Raw genomic sequence first — 23,855 nt, 5'->3', positions numbered from 1 at the left:
TGTGTCCGTCCGGAATCCGGCTGCCTGACAAATGTCACGGTCGGAGCGTGACGACCGCTCCGGGCAAAGGGGTACGCCCCGCCGGAGCATCAGTGGCATGACCAGTACGCATCCGGCTGTCGAGTTGGACGGCCTCACCAAGAGCTTCGGCGCGGTCACCGCTGTCGACGGGTTGAGCCTACGGGTGCAGCCCGGCGAGGTGGTGGCGTTCCTCGGCCCGAACGGCGCGGGCAAGACCACCACAATCGACATGCTGCTCGGGTTGTCCCGCCCGGACAGGGGCACCGTCCGCGTCCTCGGCGGCACCCCGGACGACGCGGTGGCCCGAGGTCGGGTCGCCGCCGTACTCCAGACCGGCGGGCTGCTCAAGGACCTCACCGTCGGCGAGACGGTACGGATGACCGCCCACTTCTACCGGCACACCCGCCCGGCGGCGGAGGTGCTGGAGCGGGCCGGTATCACCGACATCGCCGATCGGGTGGTCGGGCGCTGCTCGGGCGGTCAGCAGCAACGACTGCGCTTCGCGCTGGCCCTGCTGCCCGACCCGGACCTGATGGTGCTCGACGAGCCGACCACCGGCATGGACGTCGAGGGTCGGCGGGACTTCTGGCAGGCCCTGCGCCGAGACGCCCGGCGCGGACGAACCGTCATCTTCGCCACCCACTACCTCGACGAGGCGGACGCGTACGCCGACCGGATCGTGCTGGTCCGGCAGGGGCGCATCGTCGCCGACGGCACCACCGCGGAGATCAAGAACCTGGCCGCCGGCCGTACCGTGCGGGCCACCCTGCCCGGCGCCGACCAGGCGGCGCTCGCCGCGCTGCCCGGCGTGGACGCCGTGGAGGTGCGCGGCGACAGCGTGCTGGTGCGGACCGGCGACTCGGACGCCATCGCCCGGCACCTGCTGACCCGGACCGCCGCCCGGGACGTCGAGATCACCTCCCGCAACCTTGAGGATGCCTTCCTCGCCCTGACCACAGCGCAGACCGGAGCCTGAGATGACCACCTCCACCCCCACCCGCGCCGCTGTCACCGAGCCGGACCGTCGGCTGCCCGCGCTGGGCGGGTTCGCTCCCGGCGCCCTGGGCATCGAGCTGCGCCGGGTGCTGCGCAACCGTCGCACCCTCGCCTTCACGCTGATCATGCCGGGCGTCTTCTTCCTCATCTTCGGGCTGCCGCAGGGCGGGCAGTCACTGGACAACGGTCGGCCGGTGACGGCGTACATCATGATCAGCCTGGCCGTCTACGCGGCCATGGTGGCGACCACCAGCGTCGGTGGCGCGGTGGCCACCGAGCGGGCGTTGGGCTGGAGCCGGCAACTGCGGCTCACCCCGCTGCGCCCGGCGGCGTACGTGGCGACCAAGCTGATCACCGCGATGAGCCTCGGCCTGCTCGCGGTCGTCATCGAGTTCCTTGTGGGTGCCGTGGCCGGCGTCCGCGTCCCGGCGTACGTCTGGCTGCTGTCCGGGATCGCCGCCTGGGTCGGCTCGCTGGTCTTCGCCGCGTTCGGTCTCTTCATCGGCTACCTGGCGCCGGCCGAGAACGTCATGCAGATCATCGGCCCCGTCCTGGCGGTGCTGGCCATGTTCGGCGGGCTGTTCGTTCCGGTGGAGGTGCTGCCGGACGTGCTCCAGCAGGTCGCGAAGTTCACCCCGGTGTACGGCATGGGCGTGCTGGCCCGCGCCCCACTGACCGGCGACGGGGTGAGCCTGGCGGCGGTGGCGAACCTCGTCGTCTGGGCGCTGCTCTTCGGCGTCGGCGCGGCCCGGCTGTTCCGCCGGGACACCGCGCGGGTCTGACCGGCCGCGACCGCTAGCGTGAACCCGATGGACCTCTCGACCGGGCAGCCCTGGCCGGTGAGCCGCCACTGGCGGGTCACCGGCTGGCTGCTGGCCGCCGTCTGGCTGTTCTTCCTCAACGTGCCGCTCGCCACCGCGCTGCACCAGCCGGAGCCGTGGCGGCGGGTCCTCGGCGTGGTGGCCCTGGTCGTCTTCGGTATCGGTTACGTGCTGCTGTTCCAGTGGGCCCGCAAGCTGCGCCAGTCCCTGCTGCCGATCCCGGTGGGCCGGGCGCGGGCCGGGCTGGCGCTGCTGCTCGCGGTGGGCCTGGCCAGCCTTCCGGGCACCGAAGGGGACTGGCTGGCCACCCTGGTCTACGTGGCCGCGGCGGCGGTGTTTCTGCTGCCGCTGTGGGAGGCACTGGCCGCCGTGGTGCTCTGCGCGGTTACCCCCGTGCTGGCTTCCTGGCTGGTGCCGGGGTGGGAGGCGGAGAGCGGCATCGTCTTCGCGGTGCTGCTCGCCTCGTTCGCCATGTTCGGGGTGTCCCAGTTGGCCCAGCGCAACAGCGAACTCCGCGCCGCCCAACAGGAGATCGGTCGGCTCGCGGTCGCCGAGGAACGGTCCCGCGCCGCCCGCGACCTGCATGACATCCTCGGGCACTCGCTGACCGTGGTGGCGATCAAGGCCGAGTTGGCCGGGCGTCTGATCGAGGTCGACCGGGAGCGGGCCGCCACCGAGATCGCCGAGGTGGAGGCGCTGGCCCGGGCCGCGCTGGCCGACGTACGACAGACGGTCGGGGCGTACCGCGAGGTCAGCCTGGTCGCCGAGCTGGCCGGCGCCCGCTCCGCGCTGGCCGCGGCGGGTATCGCGGCGGACGTGTCGGCCGAGGTGCCGGAGCTGCCGGAGGAGTGGGACCGATTGTTCGGCTGGGCGGTACGGGAAGGGGTGACCAACGTGGTCCGGCACAGCGGGGCGCGGTGCTGCGTGATCCGGGTGTACCCGGATCGGGTCGATATCAGTGACGACGGTCGTGGCCCGTCCACACCCGACCCGAGCGGACACGGGCTGGTCGGCCTGCGGGAGCGGGCGCGGCGGCTGGACGCGGTGGTGACCGTCGGCCGTCGGCCGGCGGGCGACGGCTTTCTGCTGCGGGTGCACACGCCGGGGGAGTCCCGGTGAGCGGCGGTTCCACGCCGATCCGGTTGCTGCTCGCCGACGACCAGGCGCTGGTCCGGGGCGCGCTGGCCGCCCTGCTCTCGCTGGAGGAGGACCTGACAGTGGTCGCCGAGGTCGGCCGGGGCGACGAGGTGGTGCCCGAGGCCCGACGCAGCTTTCCGGACGTCGCCCTGCTGGACGTGGAGATGCCCGGCCTGGACGGGATCGCCGCCACCGCGGCTCTGCGGGCCGCGCTGCCGACCTGCCGGGTGCTGGTGGTGACCACCTTCGGCCGACCGGGCTACCTGCGCCGGGCGATGGAGGCCGGTGCGAGCGGTTTCGTGGTCAAGGACACCCCGGCCCGGCAGCTCGCCGACGCGGTTCGCCGGGTGCACGCCGGCCTGCGGGTGGTCGACCCGACGCTGGCCGCGGAGACGCTGGCCGCCGGGGTCAGCCCGCTGACCGAGCGGGAGACCGAGGTGCTGCGGACCGCCCGGGGCGGTGGCAGCGCCGCCGACCTGGCCAGGGCGTTGCACCTCTCCGAGGGGACGGTACGCAACCACCTCTCCGCGGCGATCGGCAAGACCGGTGCCCGCAACCGGGCCGACGCGATCCGGGTCGCCGAGCAGAACGGCTGGCTGCTCGGCGACTGACAGTGCCGGCCGGTGCTCAGGCGGTCGGCGGTGGGGCGGCCAGTTGGTCGACCACGACGACGCTGCTGCCGGGACGGACCTCGGCGAGCAGTTCCCGCTGACCGCTGCGGGTCAGCCGGATGCAGCCGTTCGTGGTCTTCTCGCCCAGCTCGCCGTCGTGGTACCAGGTGTGCACCCCGATGTGCGCGCCGCGCAGCCCGGACGGCACCGACTCCGGGTCGTCGGGCACCGAACCGAGGGCGTAGATGTCCACCCCGCCGTAGACCTCCTCCGGCGGTGGGGTGCGGCCCAGGATGAAGGTCCGCCCCAGTGGGGTCTCCTGGCCCGACTGGCCGAGGCTGACCTTCCAGGAGCGCACCGCCTTGCCGGCCCGGTACCAGGTGAGCCGGTGGACCTTGCGTTCCACCACGATCTGGTCGCGCAGCGGCACCGTCTCGAACCCGCCGGGCGGCAGCCAGGCGAGCCGTCGGTTGGCCGAGGGCAGCAGGACGGCCGTCCAGCCTGCGCGCCGCTGGGCGATCGGCATGGTCAGCTCGACACCGCTGATCGTCGGTTCGAGGAAGGCGCGCGGCCGACCGCCGGGCGCGTCGTACGCGGCGATCCGTCTGGTCGGGTGCACGCCGTCGCTCAGCGGTGTGACGTCCATGGTGTTCGGGTCGGCGGGGAACCCTCCGGGTGCGGGGTCGTAGTCGACCACCGGCAACCCGTCCGGGGCGGGCGCGGCCGGGGGGATCGACTCCTCCGGGCTCTGCTCCACACTGCTCGGAGTGGGGTCGGCTACCACCACGTTGCTGTCGTCGGGGGCCGTCGAGCTCGGGGTGAGGGCCTGGCCGACCAGCAGCGCGGTCACCAGCAGCGCGGGTACGCCGATCGCGGCGGCCACCCAGACGCCGCGACGACGGTACGGAGTCTTTCGGTCAAACGGCACGAAACCACTCTATGGTGGCGGATGCCTCGGGGCCCCCGGTTCGGCGAGACCCGCCGTCCGGAGGCCCCGGTCGAATCAGATTCGTGCGCCGATGTGGATGGCCACGGCGTCGTGCGCCGGCACGTTCGCCGCGAACCAGCCGCCACCGTCCACCGTGATCACCGGTCCGCTGCACGTGCCGCCCGCGTAGGTGCCGTGGATGACGTCGCAGTATCGACCGGCGGGCAGCCCCGTGTAGTAGGAGCGGCCGTTCACAGCGGCGTCCTCGTCATTGACTGTGATGAAGCCCTTGCCGCTGCGGCTGAACGCGATGTGGTTGTTGCCGTTGTCGTACCAGTTGGCCACGCCGGCGCCCTCGGTGGCGTTGCGGAAGCCGACCATGTTGGCGATCACCGGCCAGCGGTGTTCGCACTCCCAGCCGGAGTAGCAGGTGGTGTTGAGCGTCTTGTTGGCGCCGTCCGACGGCGGGCCGGCGTCCCGGTTGCTGAAGGTGTAGCTGGACATGACGGTCGGGGAGCCGTACGGCCAGGCCAGCATGAACGCGTTCGCCAGCGCGTAGATGCCCCGGTCGCGGTAGGTCAGCACCCCACCGGAGTCGCGCTGGGTGTCGTGGTTGTCCACGAACACCGAGGCCGGGCCGGTGGGCAGGTGCCCCCAGCCCTCGCCGAAGTTGCGCAGGTACGCCAACCGCTCGGAGCGGAACACCCGGGCCAGGTCCTTGCCGTAGCGGAACTCGTGCACGTCACCGTTGCCGGTGTACTCGGTCGGCTGGACCGGCTCGCCGGTGCCGTGGATGACCTCCTGCACGATGTACGCGGAGCGGGACAGCTTGCCCTTGATCGCGGCGATGTCGGCGGCCGGCATGTGCTTGCTGGCGTCCATCCGGAAGCCGTCGACGCCGAGCGAGAGCAGGTCATTGAGGTACGAGGCGATCTTCGTGCGGACGTAGTCCGACTCGGTCAACAGGTCCGAGAGGTTGACCAGCTCGCAGTTCTGCACCTCGTACCGGTCGTTGTAGTTGGCGATGTCGTCGCCGCCGTTGCGCCCGCAGTGGTGGAAGTCCTGGGTCTGGTAGATGCCCGGGTAGTCGTAGTGCGAGTAGGACGAGCCGGCCCAGCCGGTGCCGCCGTTGTCCTGACCGGACATGTGGTTGATCACCGCGTCGACGATCACCTTGACCCCGGCCGCGTGGCAGGTGTTCACCATCGACTGGAACTGGGCGCGGGTGCCCTTGCGGGACTCGATCCGATAGCTGACCGGCTGGTACGCCAGCCACCACTGGTTGCCCCGCACGTGCTCCTGCGGGGGCGAGACCTGCACGTAGCCGTAGCCCTTCGGGCCGAGGGTGCTCTGGCACTCGCTGGCCACCGAGGGCCAGTTCCATTCGAAGAGCTGGACGATGACCTTCTTGCCGCCGGACGGGGCGGCGACGGCCGGGGGTGCCGTCACGGCGGTGGGGACGAGCAGGCTGGCGATCAGGCCGAGGGCGAGGAGCGCCGAGCCGCGTCGACGTCGGTGCATGGGGACTCCTGACGGGAGCGGGGGTGGTGGTGCGGGGTGGGGGAGTGCCGGGTTGCCGGAATCTTGCAAGCCTGGCTGAAATTTGCTGAAAGGTTACAAGCGTGTTGCAGCGACTGTCAATGCATGGACATTCGTCACTGTCCGGACCGCTGGGTGGGGCGGGTACAACGCACGGCCGCACCCCTCGGTTCGATTCCGGCCCAGAAATTTCTGTCGGCGGGTGATCCGCGCGCCCCGCCGGTCCGTACTGGATGGGGGAGCAGGGGTCGGCCGGTGGTACGCCGCCGCGAGACGATCGAGGAGCAGATGGCCCGGGCACAGCAGGACAAGAAGGCGGCGACGGTCCGGACCAGCGCCAGCAGTCGGGGGGTGCGGACCCCGTCGCGGTCGGCGAGCGCCCTGCTGATCGCGTCGGTGCTCGCCGCGCTCTGGGCGGCGATCATGCTGACCGGTGTCGGTCAGACGGCGTACGCGTACGGCTTCTTCTTCACCGAGTTCTTCGCCGGGGTGGTCTCCCTGGTGGCGTTGAGCCTCACCGTGATGCTCGGCCTGCTCGCCACCGACCGGCTGGTGCTGCGCATCTCGCACCGGGTGCTGATGCAGTCCGCGCACCGGGCCACCGGCGTGCTGGGCGTGGCCGGGCTCGGCTTCCACGTCCTCACCAAGGTCGCCACCGGGCGGGCGGCGGCGACCGACGCGCTGGTGCCGTTCGTCGGCGGCCGGGGGCTCTACGTCGGGCTCGGCACGGTGGCCGCGCTGCTGATGGTCAGCGTGATCTGGACCGGCATCATCAGGGCCCGCTTCGCGGGCGTCGGTCCGAAGTGGCTGTGGCGCACGCTGCACTCCACCGCGTACCTGGCCTGGCCGTTCGCTGTCTTTCACGGCCTCAACGCCGGTCGGGCCGCAGCGCCCTGGGTGGCGTTCAGCTACCTCGGCTGCATTTTGCTGGTGGTGCTTGCCCTGCTGGTCCGGTTCTCGGTCACCATCGGTCGGCGCAGCCGCGAGCAGCACCAGGCCGCGGTGCGCAACGCGGTGATGGCAGGCCGGGCCGAGGAGGCGAAGACCGCCCGATCGCTGCTGGCCGGATTGGGTCGGCGCAGCAAGGCCGCGGACAAGCGTCCCGCCTGGGCGGAGACCACCACCGCCACCTGGGCCGCGCCGGCCGCGCGACGTGACCCGGAACGGTTCACCGTCCCGGTGGTGCCCGAGCCCGGTTCCCTCGTCGAGCCGACCCGGCCCAGCCGGCGTCGGCGGGAGGAGGAGCCGGCGGCCCGCCGCGACACCGAACGGTCCTCGCGCAGCCGGCGGGCCGAGGAGACCACTGCCAGCCGATCGGCCCGCCGCAGCGTGGAGGACACCGGCACGTTCCGACGCGACGAGGAGGAGCTGGAGCAGCCGGTGACCCGGCGGCGCGGCTCCCGCACCCGCGACGAGGCAGTGCCGAACGACCGGCGACGCGCCGACGAGCCCACCTCTGAGCGGTCCCGCCGCCGGTCCCGCAGCGAGGACGACGGCAGCCGCTACTCAGCGCCGCCGCGGTCGACCCTCGACGACGCCGAGGAGCCGTGGGACAGTCCACGCCGGTGGCAGGCCGACGAGCCCATCTCCGCCGGCCCGATCTCCGTCGAGCCGATCTCGGCCGGCCCGATCTCCAGCAGCCCGATCTCGTCGGCGCCGCGCAGCGGCAGCGGCCGGCACAGCGCCGAGGACGACCTGCCCGAGGAGCCCGACTACTGGCGTCCGCCGGCCCGGTACGTGCCGGACGAGGTGGCACCGCCGGTCGACGACACCCCGACCCTTGTCGACCTGGCGTCCCGCCGTGCTCGACGGGCAGCCGGCGAGGGCAAGTCCAAGCGCCGCAAGGCCAGCGCTGACGCGGTGGACGGGGCGTACTGGGCCGGGCTGCGGGGTGAGGCGAAGTGATGCGGACCGCCGTGCCGCCGGTCGCCTGTGTGGGTGAACCGCGGCTCACCGCCGGCTTCGCCGAGTACGGCCGGCTCGACCTGCTCGCGCACGAGGAGGTGCACGGACCGATCGGCCCGATGGAGCCGGCGCAGCTGCTCCAGCTCGCCGAGGGGATGCAGCTCAAGGGCAAGGGCGGAGCGGGTTTCCCGTTCGCCCGCAAACTGCGCGCGGTGCTGGAGTCCTGCGAGCGGCAGGACCTCGCCGCCGTGGTGGTGGTCAACGCCACCGAGGGGGAGCCGGCCAGCTGGAAGGACAAGGTCCTACTGACCCGCGCCCCGCACCTGATCCTGGACGGGGCGGCGCTGGCCGCGTACGCGCTGGACGCCGACGAGATCGTGATCGGCGTGGCGGACGACGGGGTCGGCCGGGACTCGCTGATGGATGCCCTCGAAGAGCGCCGGATGCCGGTGCAGACGACGATCGTCACAGTGCCGCACAGGTTCATCTCCGGCGAGGGCGGCGCACTGGTCAACGGGATCAACGGGCTGCCGCACATCCCGCCCGGCACCAAGAAGCGCTCCAGCGACTCCGGGGTCAGCGGCCTGCCCACCCTGCTGTCCAACGCCGAGACGTACGCCCAGCTCGCCGTCGGCGCCCGACTGGGCCCGTACGAGTACGCGGCGCTCGGCACCGACGACGAGCCGGGCACCGTGCTGCTCACCGTGACCGGCGCGGCGGGCCGACCGGCGGTGGTGGAGTGCACAGCCGGCATGCCGCTGCGCGACGTCCTCGACCTGTGCGAGGTGCCGGACGTCCAGGGCATCCTGATGGGCGGCTACCACGGCAAGTGGATCACCCCGGAGGCGGCGGAGAAGGCCGAGGTCTCCCGCAAGGGCCTGGCCGCTGTCGGCGGCACCCTCGGCGCGGGCATCATCGTCCCGCTCGGTGTCGACACCTGCCCGCTCGGTGAGGCCGCCCAGGTGGTGCGCTACCTGGCCGGCGAGTCCGCCGGCCAGTGCGGGCCGTGCAAGATGGGCCTGCCGGACCTGGCCCGCGCCGTGGACCTGGCCGTCGCCGGCAGCCAACCGGCGGACGTGGTGCGCGCCGCCGCGGGCGAGGTGAGGGGCCGGGGCGCGTGCAGCCACCCGGACGGCACCGCCCGCTTCGCGCTCTCCGCGATCGAGGTCTTCGCCGAGGATCTGCGGCTGCACAGCACCGGCGACGGCTGTGGCCGACGGGTCAAGGGCGTGATGGGGCTGCCGGGCGCACCGGACGCGAATCCGCAGAAGCTCACGCTGGACTGGTCCCGCTGCGACGGGCACGGCCTGTGCGCGCACGTCGTACCGGACTTCATCCGGCTCGACGCGAACGGATATCCCGCCTTCCCGGCCACTCCCGTGCCGACCTGGCTGCGCGAGGGCGCGTTGAAGGCGGTCAAGGTCTGCCCGGAGCTGGCTCTCCGACTCGCCAAGGCCGAATAGCGAAGCGTCAGGCCCAGCATGGGTCCCTTCCGGACCGGAACGGAGAAGCGGATGCGGATCAGCAGGGCGTGGAGAGAGGCCGGGCAGCTTCGCCGTGCCGCCACCGCCGGGGCGCTCGCGGTGGCCCTGTTCGGTGTTGCCGCCTGCACCGGCACCGCGCCGGGTGGGCCCGCCGCCGCCGGATCGGCCCCGGCCTCGACCGGGGCTCCGCCCACGCCCGGCGACGCCCCGCCCACCCCGACCGGCGGACCACCCGCGGCGCAGGTCCCGGACGTGCTGCGCTTCACCGGGACCACGCTCGGTGGGGCCGCGTTCGACGCGGCACAGCTCGCCGGCAAACCGGTGGTGCTGTGGTTCTGGGCGCCGTGGTGCGCCACCTGCGCCAGCCAGGCCTGGACGGTGGCCGAGATCGAACCCAGGTACCGGGACACCGTGCCGATCGTCGGCGTCGCCGGGTTGGGCGAGCGGAAGGCCATGAAGGAGTTCGTCACCGAGTTCGACCTCGGCGCGACTCGGCAGATCGAGGACACCAAGGGCGCGCTCTGGAAGCGGTTCAAGGTGACCGAGCAGAGCATCTTCGTGATCATCGACCGGAACGGCACTGTCGTCCATCACGGCTTCCTCGACGGTGAGGCGCTCACCGCCAAGGTCGCCGCACTGGCCGGGGCGTGACCGCCGCCCTGCTGCTCGCGCTGACCGCCGGCATGCTCGGCGCTGTCAACCCGTGCGGCTTCGCGTTGCTGCCCGCGTACCTCTCGCTGTTGGTCGCCGGGTCGGACACCCGCGGCGCGGTCGGCCGCGCGCTCACCGCGGCGGCCGGGCTGACAGTGGGGTACGTGCTGGTGTTCGGCGCGTTCGGCCTGGCGCTCGCGCCGCTGGCCGGCTGGTTGCGGCCCCGGCTGCCGTGGCTGACCGTGGCGCTCGGTGTGCTGCTGGTGGTGGCCGGCTGCTGGTTGCTCGCCGGTCGGCGGCTGCCCGCCCCGGGCTGGTCCGCCCGGGCACCCCGGCTGACCCGGTCCTGGCCGTCGATGGCGCTGTTCGGCGCGGCGTACGCGCTGGCGTCACTCGGCTGCGCCATCGCGCCGTTCCTGGCCATCGTGGTGACCAGCCTCCAGGCCGGCTCGACCGGTCAGGGGTTGGCGCTGTTCGGTGCGTACGCCCTCGGGATGGGTTTGGTGGTAGCTGTCGCCGCGCTCGGGGTGGCGCTGCTTCGCGACGGTCTGGTGGCCCGGCTGCGCGTCGCGGGCGCGCTGGTGCCCCGCCTCAGTGGCCTGATGCTGCTGGTCGCCGGCGGCTACGTCGCCTGGTACGGCTGGTACGAGCTACGGCTGGCCGCCGGCCGCCGCGATGCCCTGCACGACCCGGTCATCCAGGCGGCGTCCCAGTTACAACGAACCCTGTCCAACGCCCTGGACGCCATCGGCCCGGCCCTGCTCCTGGCCACCCTGGCGGCCCTGCTGATCCTGGCAGCCCTGACCCGGGCCCGCAGCCACCGCCTCCGCACCCCACTCAGCCTCGTTGATCATGAAGTTATTGCCACGACACGCCGAGGCGACGGGCAATAACTTCATGATCGACGGCCGGAAGGCGGGGGTTTCTTGCGGTACCGGAACTCCCGCCGGCCGAAGCCCTGAGGCAACGACGTTGGTCTTGACATCCGGAAACGATCGTCAGAGTCTGTCTGACAACGTTGTCACACCGAAGGACCACCATGCGTATATCCGAATTCGAGTTGAGCAGGCGGCGGCTCCTCATCCTTGGCAGCGCCGTCGGCGCTGGACTCGCCGTCGCCCGACCCACCGCCACCGCCCAAGCCGCGCCAGCCGCCACCACGTCATACGCCGCGGCCACCGGCCCGGTTGCCAACACCTACCATGCGCTGCTGCTCGCCCACACCCGATGGGCCGAGGAGCAATGGGATCCGGCGATCAACGCATACCGCCTCGCGGACTTCAGGTTCGCGGTCGTCCTCGGTAACGCGGTCCTGCTCATATCGCCCGGGTACGACCCGGCGGCCGCAGGCGTCGACCGGGACACGCTCCAGGCCCGTACCGTCGCCACCATCCGCCGATTTGCGGCCACCAACCGGCTCGCCGGCGGCACCGAGTGGGGCCGACAGCTCTTCTGGGACAGCACCTTCGAGCTGTACTTCGTCCTGGCCGCCCGACTGCTGTGGTCCGAACTGGACGAGGTGACCCGCAACAACGTTGACCGCATCGCCCGCGGGCAGGCCGCGTACGCCCATTCCCTCGGCACCGGTAACGACCCGCTGAGTGGCAGTTGGACGCCGAACGGCCTCACCGGTGGCTGGATCGGTGACACCAAGCTCGAGGAGATGGGGGTTTACGCCCAGGCGATCGCGCCCGGCCTGGCCTGGGCGACTGACGACCCCGCAGCCGCGGCGTGGCGCGAGCGGTTCCTGACGTGGACGCTCAACGCCACCGGACTACCCGCAGCCGACCGCGCCAACCCCGCCGTCGTCGACGAGCGGGCGGTCGCGGACTGGAACACCGCGCACAACATCCACGACACGTTCCTCGTCGAGAATCACGGCTCCTTCGGCCCGCACTACCAGGAAGAACTGTGGCGCACTGCGGGTCGTACCAGTGCGCACTTCCTGACCGCCGGCCAACCGCTCCCCGAGGCACTCACCCGGCAGCCCAGCGCCGCCCAACTGTGGCGGACCATGCGGCTGCTGGCCAGCGATGCTGGCGAACCCTTCATGCCGATGGTCGCGGACCGCTACCACCTGTACGGCCGTGATGTCCTGCCACTCGCCTTCCTCGCGCAGGTCCAGGGCGACCGGCACGCCGCCCGGGCCGAGGCGGACCTCGCCGACCGGCTCATGCCCTACCTGAACTACCCGCCCGAGTATCGGCTCACCAAGTTCAGCGGCGAGCCGAAGTACGAGCCCGAGGCCCGGGCCGAACTCGCCATCAGTTATCTCTTCCATTCCTGGCGGGCAGCCAACGGCGGCGTGGTCGAGCCGGTCGCCAGCACCACGTTCTTCGCGGCGGCGGCGGGCACCCGGGACTTCGGGGAGCAGGCCGGGCTGACCGCCCAGCAAACCCCGACCGCCTTCGCCGCGGCGGTCAGCAAGACCGGGTACGTCTCGTTCCTGTGGGCCCCCGCCCACGACAATTGGTTGTTCGACACCCGGGCCGCCTCGCTGCTGCCGAGGCAGTCGGCGCCGGTCCTCGACCGCACCTCCGCTGCGTACACCATGGCCCGGGACGGTCTCGACGCCACCGCCACCGTTCTACGCGTCGGCGGCGGCACCGCGGGATACGTCACGCTGCCCACCGGTACGGTCGTGTACGCCACCACCGGCATCGGTGCCGATGAGGGCGCGCTCACCCTGTTCAACCTGGACATGCCCGGTGTACCCGGGCTCACCGGCACCCGCACCTTCACCGGCGAACAGGGGTCCGTCACCCTGGCTGGACAACAGGGCCTCGGCGACGGCGGAACCGACCAGATCAGCTTTGCGCCTCGTCCAGCCAGGTACGTGCGGATGCTCGGCCGATCACCCGTCAACCAGTACGGCTACTCGCTGTTCGCCTTCGCCGTGCTCGACGCCGGCGGGATCGACCTCGCCACCGGCCGGCCCACCACGGCCTCGTCCGCCGACCCCGCCTACCCCGCACCGAACGCGACCGACGGCAACTCCGGCACCCGCTGGGCGGTCGCCCGGGAGGAACGCGGCCGCGCGGACAGTTGGCTCGCTGTCGACCTGGGCGAGTCCATCGACATCAGCGGCGTACGCCTGGACTGGGAGGCCGCGTACGGCACCAGGTACGTCATCCAGACCTCTCTGGACGGCACCAACTGGAGCGACGCGGCGGTCGTGCCGGACAGCCCGACCATCGCCGGCTCCTGGCTGGACGTCGACGGACGAGCGGGTCTGGTAGTCCACAACGGCCAGAATCCGATCACAGTGACCGCCACCACCGTCACCCTGTCCAGCGGACCGGCCACCGGCAGCACTCGGCTGATCATCGAGGGGTACACGGGCGCGAGCAGGTCGGCCCTGGCCGCCGTGGCGTCTCGAACCCTGCCCGATGGCGGTCCGGAGGCGTTGCGGGCGAGTGACGCGGACGGATACCTGAGCCTGTTCAACCTGTCCGACGACGACATCACGACGGCGGCCGTCACCCTGTCGCAGCACGCCACGCTGCGGCTGTACCACGGAAGCCAGGTCACCGGATCCGGGACCACCAGCTACCAGGTCGACCTTGCCGCCGCCACCGCACGCGTTGAGCCGCCGCGGTTCACCGCGACCGCGGTACGACCGGCGAAGTCGATTCCCGCCGGTACCCGGTTCGACGTCACCGACTCGCACCACCTGCGAATCACCGCACCCGCCGAGCACATCGTGATGGTGCAGCTGGAGTCCGCGGCCGGCGGTGACCGACGGCGGGTGACGGTACCCGCTGGACGCAGCCGGGACGTCGCGTTCGCGGGCGGGACGGTGACGCCAACCAGCGACCTGGCCCGGTCTCGGACGACCTACCCGACGTCACCGCTCCCGGCTGGCATGACCGACCCGTCGGCCGCCGTCGACGGCGACCCCGGTACCGCCTGGCAACCCGGCCCGACCGGCCGAATGGTGATCGACCTCGGATCGCTCCAGGATCTGGCATCGGTCCGCCTGACCTGGACTCCCGGTCGGCGGCGGCCGATCACCGTAGCCACCTCTGCCGACGGGCTCGGCTATGTAGCGGTCGCCTCGGTCCCGAAGCCGCGACCCGAGACCACCATCTCGACCAGGTCCTCCGGGCGGTACGTGGCGATCGCGGTCCCCGACTGGCAGCCCGGTGACGCCCGACTGACCCACGCGGAGGTGTTCGCTGCCTGAACCGGCACCGCACGTCCGCGCCGGAGCCGGAACAGCTCAGCGTCGGGATCGACCACGGTGTCACACTCGGCCGAGTGGACGGCGGCGGGACTGGTGCCAAGGCATCAGTCCCGCCGCCGTCGACCAGATGCGGGGAGCGTTGTCCTCCAGCTAGCGCAGCGGGGTCAGACGGTCGGTGCCCAGGCGGTCCTGGAGGACCTTGGGGACCAGGACGCTGCCGTCGGCCTGCTGGTACTGCTCCAGGATGGCCGGGAAGAGCCGGCTGGTGGCCAGCGCCGACCCGTTGAGGGTGTGCACGAAGCGCGTCTGCTTGCCGCCCGGCTCGCGGTAACGGATGGCCGCCCGACGAGCCTGGTAGTCGCCGGCCCAGGAGACCGACGACACCTCCTTGTACTTGCCGGTGCTCGGCATCCACACCTCGATGTCGAGGGTCTTCTTCATCGAGGCGCTGGCGTCACCGGCCGAGAGCAGCGTGCGCTGGTAGTGCAGACCCAGCCCCTCGACAAGGCTCTCGGCGTGGGTGAGCATCTCCTCCAGCGCCGCGTCGGCCTGCTCCGGAAGGGTGAACTGGAAGATCTCCACCTTGTTGAACTGGTGCCCCCGCACCGTGCCGCGCTCGTCCGAGTGCGAGCCGGCCGACTCCCGCCGGTAGCACGGGGTGTAGGCGAACGCCTTCAGCGGCAGCTTCGGGGTCTCCAGGATCTCGTCCTGGTACGCGCCGAGGATCGCCGTCTCCGACGTGGGCAGCAGGAACTGGCCACGCGGGGCGGACGCCGAGTCCAGGTGGTAGACGTCATCGTAGAACTTGGGGAACTGCCCGGCGGCGAAGCCGGCCGAATCCAGCAGCAGGTGCGGCGGGAGCAGGAACTCGTAACCGGCCTTGATGTGCTGGTCGACGAAGTAGTTGAGCAGCGCCCACTCCAGCCGGGCGCCGACCCCGGTGTACATCCAGAAACCGGACCCGCCGAGCTTGACCCCGCGCTCGTAGTCGACCAGGCCCAACGCGCGGCTCAGCTCCACGTGGTCGCGGACCTTCTCGATCACCGGTGGCTCGCCGAAGGTCTTCACCACCCGGTTGGCTTCCTTGCCGCCGGCCACGACGTCGTCGCTGGGCAGGTTGGGCAGCTCACTCATCGCGTCGCGCAGCCGGGCCTGCACCTCGTCCAGCTGGGACTCCAGCTCGGCGAGCTGCTTACGCTCCGCCTCCGGCGCGGCGGCCTGCGGCTCCTCGCCGGCCCGCTTCGCCTGCGCGTACGCCCGGGCCTCGGCCTTGCGGCGCTGCCGCTCGGCGTCGATCTCCGTGATCAGGGCGCGGCGTTCCTGGTCGAGCCGCTGGATCTCGTCCAGGGCACGGGTGACCTCGGCGGGATCCAGGCGCTTCGCCAGCGCGGTCGCCACCGCCTCGCGATCCTTCCGGATCAACTCCATGTCGAGCATGCTGCTCCGTACGCCTCCGTCCGGGGTTCACAGGTGAACCACCAGATGCTACCGTCGCGGGCTTTTCCTCCCCGGACGGGGAGTGCTGGCCGCCGACTCAGAGCCGGATCGGCATGAGCACCGAGTAGGTGTCCGCGTCGTCCGGTCGGCGTACGGCCAGCGGGGCGATCGGCCCGTCCAGCTCCAACACCAGTTGCGGCGCGCCGGCCGCGTTCAGCGCGTCCAGCAGGTAACCACCGTCCACCCCGACCCGCAGCGCGTCGCTGCCCAGGTCGGCGGCGGGAAGCAGCCGCAGCCCGCCCCGGTCGTCGACGCCGAGCACTGTGACCGCCCGGGTCGTGCCGTCGTGGTCGAGGGCGACAGTGGGGGCCGCCGGGTCGGCCAGCGCGGCGCGCAGCGCGGCCACGTCCACCGGGATCCGGCGCGCGGTCGGCCGCTCACCGACGGACTTGCGCAGCAGCCGGTGGTAGTCCGGGAAGTCGTACGGCAGGGCGGCACCGGTCAGCGTGCGGTCGGTCACCCGCACCCGCAGGTCCGCGCCCGCCACTGTCAGCCGTACCGGCCAGGCGTCGGCGGTGTCGAGCAGTGGCCGGAGCTGGTCGACGAGAGCCACCGGCACGAACACCCGCACCGGCGGTCCGTCGACGTCGGCCGCGGCCCGAGCCAGCGCGAGCCGGTACCGGTCGGTGGCGACGAGCCGGACGCCGTCGGACTCCACGTCGAACAGCACGCCGGCGAGCATCGGCAGCTCCGGGTCGACGCCGACGGCGAAGCGCACCGCGTCGAGCGCGGCGGCCAGGGCGGCGGGGGAGACCAGCAGGGTGGTGGCGGTCGACGGGGCGGGGTCGACCAGGGCCCGGAGCCGGTCGGCCTCGCGGCGGGCGTCGCTGAGCCCGTCGGCCAGCCGGCGCAGGTGTGCGTCGAGCAGTTGGTGCACCACGGCCGGCTCGGCGCGTACCGCAGCGGCGATCTCCGGCACCGGCATGCCGATCCGGCGCAGCCCGGCCACCAGCCGGGCCGGGGCGATCTGCCCCTCCGTGTACCAGCGGTAGCCGGTCACCGGGTCGACCAGGGTCGGCTCCAGCACCCCCGCCGAGTCGTAGAAGCGCAGTGCGCTGACGGTCAGGCCGCTGGCCCGGGCCAGCTCGCCGATGCTGTGCAGGTCGCTCACGCTGGGCATCCTGCCCCCTCGACCCGGTTGAGGGTCAAGCCGCCGGCTCCCGCGTCTCCTGCTTGAGCACCCGGAAGATGAGGTCGGCCCGGACGAGCCGGTCGAGCAGCGCGTCACCCATCGCGGCGACCGGGGTGAGCTGGCCGGCGGTCGGCGGCAGGTCGTCGAGCGCCAGGCACAGCGCCGACTCGGCCAGCATCTTCGCCGTCTCGTCGTAGCCGGGGTCACCGCCGGCGACCTCGGTGACCACCCGCTGCCCGCCGCCGGTGCCGACGAACCGGACCCGGAACCAGGACGACGCTCGCTGCTGGGCGGTGGGCCCCTGCCCGGACGCGAGCCGGCCGAGCAGCCAGCGACGGCTGGGCGGCAGCTTCACCAGCCCGATCAGCGCGCCGAGACCGGCCGCGCCGGCCAGCACTGTGGGCAGCCGCTTCACGGCGGCGAAGTGCCGGTAGCGGAAGTCCGGGCCGTACTCCGGGCGGGCCGCGGCCGAGCGGCGGACCACCTGCGGGTCGATGGTCGGCAGTGGCACGGTCCAGATGCCCAGCTCCGCCGAGCGGGCCAGCCGGCCGGGCACCGCCCGGACCCGTCGGTCGGTGGGGCGCGGCTCGACCGCCCGGCGGGCCCGGGCGGCCTGGCTGGCCTGCCCGGTGCGGGAGAACGCGGTGAGCGCCGAGTGGTAGGTGCCGGCGGAGAACCGGCCGCCGGCACGCACGTACCCGTCCACGGTGATCGGGACGTCGGCGGGCAGCTGCTTGACTGTGAACCAGACGCCCAGGTCGTGCGGGACGGAGTCGAAGCCGCAGGCGTGCACCAGCCGTGCGCCGGTGCGTGTCGCCTCGGCGTGGTGGCGCACGTACATGAGGTCGACGAACTCCGGCTCGCCGGTGATGTCCAGGTAGTCGGTGCCGGCCTGCGCGCAGGCCGTGACCAGCGGTTCCCCGTGGTGGATGTACGGGCCGACAGTGCTGGCCACCACCCGGGCGCTCTCCGCCACCGCCCGCAGGGAGTCGGCGTCGGTCACGTCGGCGGTGAGCAGCGGCAGGTCGGCCAGGCTCGGGGCGATCGCAGCGAGCCGGTCCCGTACGGCGGCGAGGCGCTGCGGGTTGCGCCCGGCCAGCGCCCAGCGCAGCTCGGCCGGTGCGTGTCGGGCCAGGTACTCAGCGGTCAGGCCGCCGGTGAACCCGGTCGCCCCGAACAGCACCACGTCGTACGTTCGCTCGCCAGTCATCCTCAGAGTCTGCCATTCGTGGTCGCCGATCAGCGATCACGAGGAGGCGGTCACGGCGTGAACACGGCGCGTACGCAGCCGTCGGCCCGGTCCCGGAACAGCGCGTACCCCTCGGGGCCCTGCGCCAACGGCAGCCGGTGGGTGGCCAGGTGCTCGGTCCGCAGCTCGTCACGGGCCATCCGGTCCAGCAGCATCGGCACGTCCCGCAGATCAGGTCGACCGGCGCCGCGCAGCGTGAGCCGCCGCTCGGTCAGCGCACCCAGCGGGAACGCGTCGACGAACCCGCCCGTGCCGCCGAGCGCCACCACCACGCCGCTCTTGCGACACGCGTGCACGGCCTCCCGCAGCGCGTCCGGTCGGTCGGCGTGCTGGCCACCGAACCGGTCGGCCCTCGACCGGGCCGGCGGCGTGCCGACCGCCACCACGCACACGTCCGGTCCACGCCCACCGCTACGGTCGCGCAGTTCGGCCGCGACGTCGGTGCAGCGGTAGTCGAGCGGCTCGGCGTCGGAATGCCGCTCGGCCATCCGCAACCGCTCCTCGTGCCGGTCCACTACCAGCACCCGGGCGGCGCCGCGCAGCACCGCCGCCCGGGCGGTCAACTGACCAACCGCCCCGGCACCCCAGACCGCCACCACGTCGCCGGGGCGCACCGCACCCAACTCGGCGGCGAGCCACCCGGTCGGCGCCACGTCCGCGGCGAACACCGCCCGGTCGTCGTCGACGGCGTCCGGCACCCGGAAGGCGCTCACGTCGGCGTACGGCACCCGCACGTACTCCGCGTGGCCACCCGCGAAACCGCCCGCCGCCCGGGGCCGGCCGAAACAGCCGGCGTCGGAGCGAACCCAGTCGGGGTCGGCGGTGGCCAGGTCGGCATGGGCGTTGTCGCAGCAGGAGTGCAGGCCCTTCCGGCAGTACCAGCAACCGCCGCAGGCCACGCTCGCGCCGACGACCACCCGGTCGCCGGCGCGATGTCGGCGGACCCCGGGGCCGACCTCCACCACCTCGCCCAGGAACTCCGCGCCGAGCACGTCGCCGGGCCGCAGCAGCGGGTGCCGGCCGGCCAGCAGCGGCAGGTCGCCCCCGCAGGTGGCGCTACGCCGCACCCGGACGATGACGTCACGCTCGTTGCGCAGCTCCGGGTCGGGGACCTCGCGTACGGCCAGCTCGTCGGCGGCCACCCAACACAGCGCTCTCACCCGTGGACCTCGGGGCGGTCCAGCGCGGACCGGTCCGCGCGGAGCACCTCACCGGCCTCCACCCGTTGCTTGATCTGGCGCAGGGTCCGGCGGACCAGCAGAGCCGGGTCGTCGCCGACCAGATGTGCGGCCAGCCCGGTGGGCGGGGTGACGCCGGCCAGCGGCCGGGCGGCCAGCTCGGTGCCCCGGTCACCGGGCGCCGGGCGCACCCGCACCTCCACCGCCCCGTCCAGGCGGCGCAGCGGCTCCGGCCAGTGGCCCTCCGGAAGCACCTGCTCCGGCGGCCGGTCGACGGTCACCACCTCCCAGCGGGCCGGCGCGGCAGCGTCGCCGTCCGCGCCGGGCCGGGCACCCCGATGGGGTACGCGCAGCAGCCGCGCCGCCCCGGCCAGCGCCGCGCCGCCCAGAGCGGGTCCCGCCCGCGCCAGCCGTCCCATGGGTACCACCCGTCCTCCCGGTTCACGTCCCCCGATCGTCGGTCGCACCCGGGTGAAGCGCGCTCGCCCGGAAGGGGTGAACCGGCCCGTGTCGGGTAACCGCTCGCCGACCGGGGGCGGAGCGCGTGGTGGGGGTGGGGCTGGGTGCCGGAACAGGATCACGTACGCGTCGAATCGGCACCGGGGCCACCGCTGTTGGCGTCCCGGCTGACGCCGGCCGTGCCGCCGGAACCGGTGGTCGCCCGGCCCCGCCTGCTGCGCCGGTTGGACGAGGGCAGCACGGGACCGGTCACCCTGGTGGCCGCCCCCGCCGGCTGGGGCAAGACCACCCTGCTCGCCTCCTGGATGCGGCTGGGCGGCGCGCCACCCGACGTGGAGCCGGGCGCGATCGTGCCCGACTCGGGCGACCTGTCGGTCTCGTCGGCTGACGGCCCGGTGTCGGCGTGGATGTCGGTGGAGTCCGGCGACGACTCCGACCGGCTCTGGGCGTACCTCGCCGCGGCGCTGCGCTCGGCGACCGGGGCGACGGAGGGCGGCCCGGTGCCCGACCGGCCGCCGCGGCCCGACCAGTTGGAGGCGCTGGCCGCCACGCTCGCCGCCGCCGATCGGCCGGTGCTGCTGATCCTGGACGACCTGCACCGGGTCGCCGACCCGGGGGCGTTGACCGGCCTGGAGTTCCTGCTGCGGCATGCCGGGCGGCGGCTCCGCCTGGTGATCGGCGCGCGGGCCGGACTGCACCTGCCACTGCACCGGCTCCGCCTCGCCGGCGAGCTGACCGAGATCGGCCCGGACGAGCTGGCGTTCACCGACGACGAGGTGGCCGACCTGCTCACCGCCCATGGCGCCGCGCTGCCGGCGACCGCCGTGCACCGGCTGCGGGAGCGCACCGGCGGCTGGCCGGCCGCGCTGCGCATCGCCGCCCTGGCGGTACGCGGACAGCCCGACCCGGAGCGCTGGGTGGGGCAGTTCGGCGGAGACCAACCGGAGATCGCCGGCTACCTGCACGAGGAGGTGCTGGCGACGCTCGACCCGGCCGAGGAGGATCTGCTGCGACGTACCGCCGTCGTCGACACCGTCTGCGCCGACCTGGCCGAGGCGCTGACCGGCCGCGCCGACGCCGGGCAGGTGCTGGCCGACCTGGCCGGGGCCGGTGGTCTGCTGCACCGGCAGGACACCCGGCCGCCCTGGTACCGGTACGAGTCCCTGCTCGCCGACCTGCTCCGCGCCGACCTCGCCCGGTTGCCCTCCGACGAGCTACGCGAGCTGCACGTTCGCGCCGCCGACTGGTACGCGGGCGACGGCCGGCCCGCCGACGCTCTGCGGCACGCCCTGGCCGCCGGCCGCTGGGACCTGGCCGGTGACCTGTTCGTCGCCCACTGGCCGGAGTTGACCCGCTACGACCGGGACCCGATGCACGCACCGGCACCCACGCCGCCGCCAGCGGAGGTGATCCGCGCCGACCCGGAGGTGGCGTTGGCCTGCGCCGCCGAGCGCGCGTACGCCGGTGACCTGCCGGCCGCCAGCGGTCACTTGCGGACCGCCGCCGGGCACGCCGCTGGCCTGCCGGTGCCGCGCCGGGACCGGTTCCTGCGGTTGGTGACCGCGCTGGAGTTGACAGTGGCCCGGCTCGCCGACGACCGCACCGAGGTCCGGGCCGCCGCCGCTCGCCTACTGCGCACCCGCCCGGCGGAAGCCACGCCGACCCGGCTGCCGACCGGCGTGGCCGGTTCCGCCCCGACGGCCGGTGGTGGTGGCGCCGCCGACGACCTGGACCTGCGGGCGTTCACCGGCGCCGCGTTGGGGCTGGTCGAGTTGGCCGACGCGGCGCTGCCCACCGCCCGGTTCGTCCGGGCCCGGGCGGCGGCTCGGGAAGCCGGTCGGCCGCGTACCGAGCTGGTCGCCGCGAGCCGCGCCGCGCTGCTGCTCGCGGTGCGCGGCGAGCTGCGGGCAGCCGAGCAGGCGGCCAGGGACGCGCTCGGCATGCCGCCCTGTCGGGGCTGGTCCTGTCGGCTCGACTGCGGCCACGCGTATCTGGCTCTCGCCGTGGTGGCGCTGCTGCGCGACCAGCCCGAGGAGGCCAGCGCGAATCTCGCCCTCGCCCTCCCGGCGCTCGACGTGACCGGGAGCTGGGCCGGCGACCCCGAGGTGGGAGACGACTGGCTGACCGCCGCCTTCGACGAACCGGTGGCGGTGACGGTGGCCGCCCTGTGCCGGGCGCAGCTGCACCGCGACTCCGGCGACCCGGCGACCGGCCAGCGGCTGCTCGTCCGGGCCCGGGAGGCGCTGGCTGGCCGGCCGTCCGCTGACGAGCTGAGCGGTCTGCTGCGGGCCGCCGAGGCGGAACTGCGGGCCACGCGGGGCGACCTGGACTCCGCCCGCGACCTGCTGGCCGACGCCGCCGACGAGTTGGCCGACCCGGTGCTCGCGGTGACATTGGCGAAGGTGCAGCTGCTGGCCGGCGACGCCGCCACCGCCGAGCGAACCCTCCCTGACTGGCAGGCGCCGGCCGCCACGGCCTGGCCGCTACCGGTACGCCTGGACGCCGGTCTGCTCGACGCGGTGCTGGCCCAGCGCGCCGGGGACGGGCGTCGGGCGGGTCGGATCCTGGAGCAGACGCTGGACCTGGCCGGCCCGCAGGGCTGCCGCAGGGTCTTCACCCGCGCCGAACCACCCGTGCGGGACCTGCTGGCCGCACACCTGGATGCGGGCACCGCGCACTTCACGCTGGTCAGTGACCTGGTGCGAGGCGCGGAACAGGGTGCCGCCGGGCCGGCCGCCAAGCCGAGGGGCGCGCTCGACGAGCCGCTCACCGAGCGGGAGCTGACCATCCTGCGCTACCTGCAGAGCATCCTGTCCAACGTGGAGATCGCCAGCGAGTTGTCCCTCTCGGTCAACACCGTGAAGACCCACGTCCGCAACATCTACCGCAAACTCGACGCGACCCGCCGGCGTGAGGCGGTCCGGCGGGCGCGCGAGTTGCGGCTGATCTGAGCGGGTCAAGCGTTGGCGGCGGCGTCCGCGGCCGTCAGCAGGTCGGGCAGGTCGTAACCGCCGTCGTGCCTGATGCCGTTGACGAACAGGGTCGGGGTGCCGTTCACCCCGCTGCGGATGCCCCCCACGAAGTCCCGGCGCACCCGGTCCGCGTGCGCGCGGTTCTCCACCTCGGCGTTCAACTCGTCCGGCGGCAACCCGACCTGCTCGACGCCGAGCGAGAGGTGCACCGGGTCGAGCTGGTCCTGATGCTCGTAGAGCCAGTCGTGCATCTCCCAGAACCGGCCCCGAACCCCGGCGGCCTCGGCCGTCTCGGCGGCCCGTTCGGCGTACGGGTGCACGTTGGCGATCGGGAAGTAGCGGTAGACCAGCCGTACGGTGTCGGCCCGCTGCCGCAGCAACTCGTGCAGGTTCGGGTACGCGGCACCGCAGAACTGGCACTGGAAGTCGCCGTACTCGACGATGGTCACCGCCGCGTCGGCCGGCCCCCGGATGTGGTCGTCGGTGGTCACCGGGTCTCGAAGTCGGGCGGTGACCTGCAGTGGCGTGCTCATCCGGCCATCACCTTCCGATCGGCGGCGAGTTGGTCCAACGCGTCGAAGATGCCGTCCGCGCCGGGGTTGACGTCGGGCGGCGACAGATAGCTCCAGGTCACCTTCCCCGCCGGGTCCAGCACCACCAACGCGCGGGCCGCCTCACCGTTCGCCATGTACGCGCCGTAGCTGCGGGCCACCTCGCCCTTGGGCTCGAAGTCGGCCAGCAGGGGGAACTCGATGCCCCGGCTCTCCGCGAACGCCCGGTGTGACCAGATGCTGTCCACCGACACGCCGAGCACCACCGCCTGGTACTGGGCGAAGACGGGAGCCGCCGACTGGTAGAGCGACATCTGGTCACCGCAGACCGGGCTCCAGTCGGCTGGGTAGAAGGCGAGCACGACCGGTCGGCCACGGAACTGCTCGGGCCCCACCAGAGCCCCGTCCGGGGTGGCCGGCAGGGTGAAGCCGGGCGCGGTGTGCCCCGGTTGGATCAGCCCGTTCGGATCACTCATGCCACCAGCCTGCTCCCGGGGTGGGTGAGGTCGGCTCACCCACCCCGGGTGGTTCCGCGCCC

Annotated in this window: 18 protein-coding genes and 1 pseudogene; 10 read left to right on the top strand and 9 right to left on the bottom strand. The window is 73.2% G+C overall.

Annotated elements, in window-relative coordinates:
* Nucleotides 1–97 precede the first annotated feature (97 nt).
* Genes FB453_RS20145 through FB453_RS20130 form a run of 4 tightly spaced genes read left to right on the top strand, consistent with a single transcriptional unit; the run spans nucleotide 98 to nucleotide 3,586 of the window.
* Nucleotides 98–997 (top strand): ABC transporter ATP-binding protein, encoded by a 900-nt coding sequence (locus FB453_RS20145; RefSeq protein WP_091409175.1) that lies wholly within the window; start codon nucleotides 98–100, stop codon nucleotides 995–997.
* Nucleotide 998: 1 nt separating this feature from the next.
* A complete protein-coding gene (locus FB453_RS20140) occupies nucleotides 999–1,799 on the top strand; it encodes an ABC transporter permease (protein ID WP_145792352.1) in 801 nt (266 codons plus the stop codon).
* 27 nt (nucleotides 1,800–1,826) lie between these two features.
* Entirely contained in the window at nucleotides 1,827–2,957 is a 1,131-nt protein-coding gene (locus FB453_RS20135; RefSeq protein ID WP_145792349.1) for a histidine kinase, read from the top strand.
* The gene (locus FB453_RS20130) at nucleotides 2,954–3,586 is read left to right on the top strand and encodes a response regulator transcription factor (RefSeq protein WP_181518438.1); all 633 of its coding nucleotides are present in this window, start codon (nucleotides 2,954–2,956) and stop codon (nucleotides 3,584–3,586) included. The genes FB453_RS20135 and FB453_RS20130 overlap by 4 nt, the downstream gene beginning before the upstream one ends.
* Before the next feature lie 16 nt (nucleotides 3,587–3,602).
* On the opposite strand, the gene FB453_RS20125 is transcribed toward FB453_RS20130, so the two are convergent.
* Nucleotides 3,603–4,514, bottom strand: a complete 912-nt coding sequence (locus FB453_RS20125) for a L,D-transpeptidase (RefSeq protein ID WP_145792347.1) — start codon at nucleotides 4,512–4,514, stop codon at nucleotides 3,603–3,605.
* Between the two features lie 75 nt (nucleotides 4,515–4,589).
* Nucleotides 4,590–6,035, bottom strand: a complete 1,446-nt coding sequence (locus FB453_RS20120) for an alpha amylase C-terminal domain-containing protein (protein ID WP_145792345.1) — start codon at nucleotides 6,033–6,035, stop codon at nucleotides 4,590–4,592.
* 273 nt (nucleotides 6,036–6,308) lie between these two features.
* On the opposite strand from FB453_RS20120, the gene FB453_RS20115 reads away from it, so the two are divergent.
* The 5 genes from FB453_RS20115 to FB453_RS20095 all read left to right on the top strand — a co-directional run bounded on the left by FB453_RS20115 (nucleotide 6,309) and on the right by FB453_RS20095 (nucleotide 14,279).
* Entirely contained in the window at nucleotides 6,309–7,958 is a 1,650-nt protein-coding gene (locus FB453_RS20115; protein WP_486480348.1) for a ferric reductase-like transmembrane domain-containing protein, read from the top strand.
* Nucleotides 7,958–9,421, top strand: coding sequence for an NADH-quinone oxidoreductase subunit NuoF family protein (locus FB453_RS20110; protein WP_186718396.1), 1,464 nt, complete (start codon nucleotides 7,958–7,960; stop codon nucleotides 9,419–9,421). Before FB453_RS20115 ends, FB453_RS20110 begins: the two co-directional genes overlap by 1 nt.
* Nucleotides 9,422–9,472: 51 nt before the next feature.
* Nucleotides 9,473–10,093 (top strand): thioredoxin-like domain-containing protein, encoded by a 621-nt coding sequence (locus FB453_RS20105; protein WP_145792340.1) that lies wholly within the window; start codon nucleotides 9,473–9,475, stop codon nucleotides 10,091–10,093.
* The gene (locus FB453_RS20100; protein ID WP_486480347.1) at nucleotides 10,090–10,986 is read left to right on the top strand and encodes a cytochrome c biogenesis CcdA family protein; all 897 of its coding nucleotides are present in this window, start codon (nucleotides 10,090–10,092) and stop codon (nucleotides 10,984–10,986) included. Before FB453_RS20105 ends, FB453_RS20100 begins: the two co-directional genes overlap by 4 nt.
* Before the next feature lie 146 nt (nucleotides 10,987–11,132).
* Nucleotides 11,133–14,279: a discoidin domain-containing protein gene (locus FB453_RS20095; protein WP_145792337.1), complete on the top strand. Its 3,147-nt coding sequence runs from the start codon at nucleotides 11,133–11,135 to the stop codon at nucleotides 14,277–14,279.
* Between the two features lie 150 nt (nucleotides 14,280–14,429).
* Here the strand turns inward: FB453_RS20095 and serS are convergent, their stop codons facing one another.
* The 5 genes from serS to FB453_RS20070 all read right to left on the bottom strand — a co-directional run bounded on the left by serS (nucleotide 14,430) and on the right by FB453_RS20070 (nucleotide 19,754).
* A complete protein-coding gene (gene serS, locus FB453_RS20090; protein ID WP_145792334.1) occupies nucleotides 14,430–15,716 on the bottom strand; it encodes a serine--tRNA ligase in 1,287 nt (428 codons plus the stop codon).
* A 97-nt stretch (nucleotides 15,717–15,813) separates the two neighbouring features.
* Nucleotides 15,814–16,896, bottom strand: coding sequence for a DNA polymerase III subunit beta family protein (locus FB453_RS20085; protein WP_145792332.1), 1,083 nt, complete (start codon nucleotides 16,894–16,896; stop codon nucleotides 15,814–15,816).
* A gap of 25 nt (nucleotides 16,897–16,921) precedes the next feature.
* Nucleotides 16,922–18,118, bottom strand: a complete 1,197-nt coding sequence (locus FB453_RS20080) for a saccharopine dehydrogenase NADP-binding domain-containing protein (RefSeq protein ID WP_145792330.1) — start codon at nucleotides 18,116–18,118, stop codon at nucleotides 16,922–16,924.
* A 50-nt stretch (nucleotides 18,119–18,168) separates the two neighbouring features.
* Nucleotides 18,169–19,317 (bottom strand): alcohol dehydrogenase catalytic domain-containing protein, encoded by a 1,149-nt coding sequence (locus tag FB453_RS20075; protein WP_145792328.1) that lies wholly within the window; start codon nucleotides 19,315–19,317, stop codon nucleotides 18,169–18,171.
* The gene (locus tag FB453_RS20070; protein WP_486480346.1) at nucleotides 19,314–19,754 is read right to left on the bottom strand and encodes a hypothetical protein; all 441 of its coding nucleotides are present in this window, start codon (nucleotides 19,752–19,754) and stop codon (nucleotides 19,314–19,316) included. The genes FB453_RS20075 and FB453_RS20070 overlap by 4 nt, the downstream gene beginning before the upstream one ends.
* A gap of 76 nt (nucleotides 19,755–19,830) precedes the next feature.
* Here FB453_RS20070 and FB453_RS20065 point away from each other — a divergent pair.
* Nucleotides 19,831–22,745: pseudogene (locus FB453_RS20065) on the top strand (winged helix-turn-helix domain-containing protein).
* Nucleotides 22,746–22,750: 5 nt separating this feature from the next.
* On the opposite strand, the gene FB453_RS20060 reads toward FB453_RS20065, so the two are convergent.
* Both FB453_RS20060 and FB453_RS20055 read right to left on the bottom strand, forming a co-directional pair.
* The gene (locus FB453_RS20060; RefSeq protein WP_091409221.1) at nucleotides 22,751–23,299 is read right to left on the bottom strand and encodes a DsbA family protein; all 549 of its coding nucleotides are present in this window, start codon (nucleotides 23,297–23,299) and stop codon (nucleotides 22,751–22,753) included.
* The gene (locus FB453_RS20055) at nucleotides 23,296–23,793 is read right to left on the bottom strand and encodes a redoxin domain-containing protein (RefSeq protein WP_145792320.1); all 498 of its coding nucleotides are present in this window, start codon (nucleotides 23,791–23,793) and stop codon (nucleotides 23,296–23,298) included. Before FB453_RS20055 ends, FB453_RS20060 begins: the two co-directional genes overlap by 4 nt.
* Nucleotides 23,794–23,855: the final 62 nt, after the last annotated feature.

The organism is Micromonospora sp. CNZ322, assembly GCF_007827755.1.
Note: the sequence above shows the minus strand (reverse complement) of the source record. Positions and strands in the feature narration are given on the sequence as shown.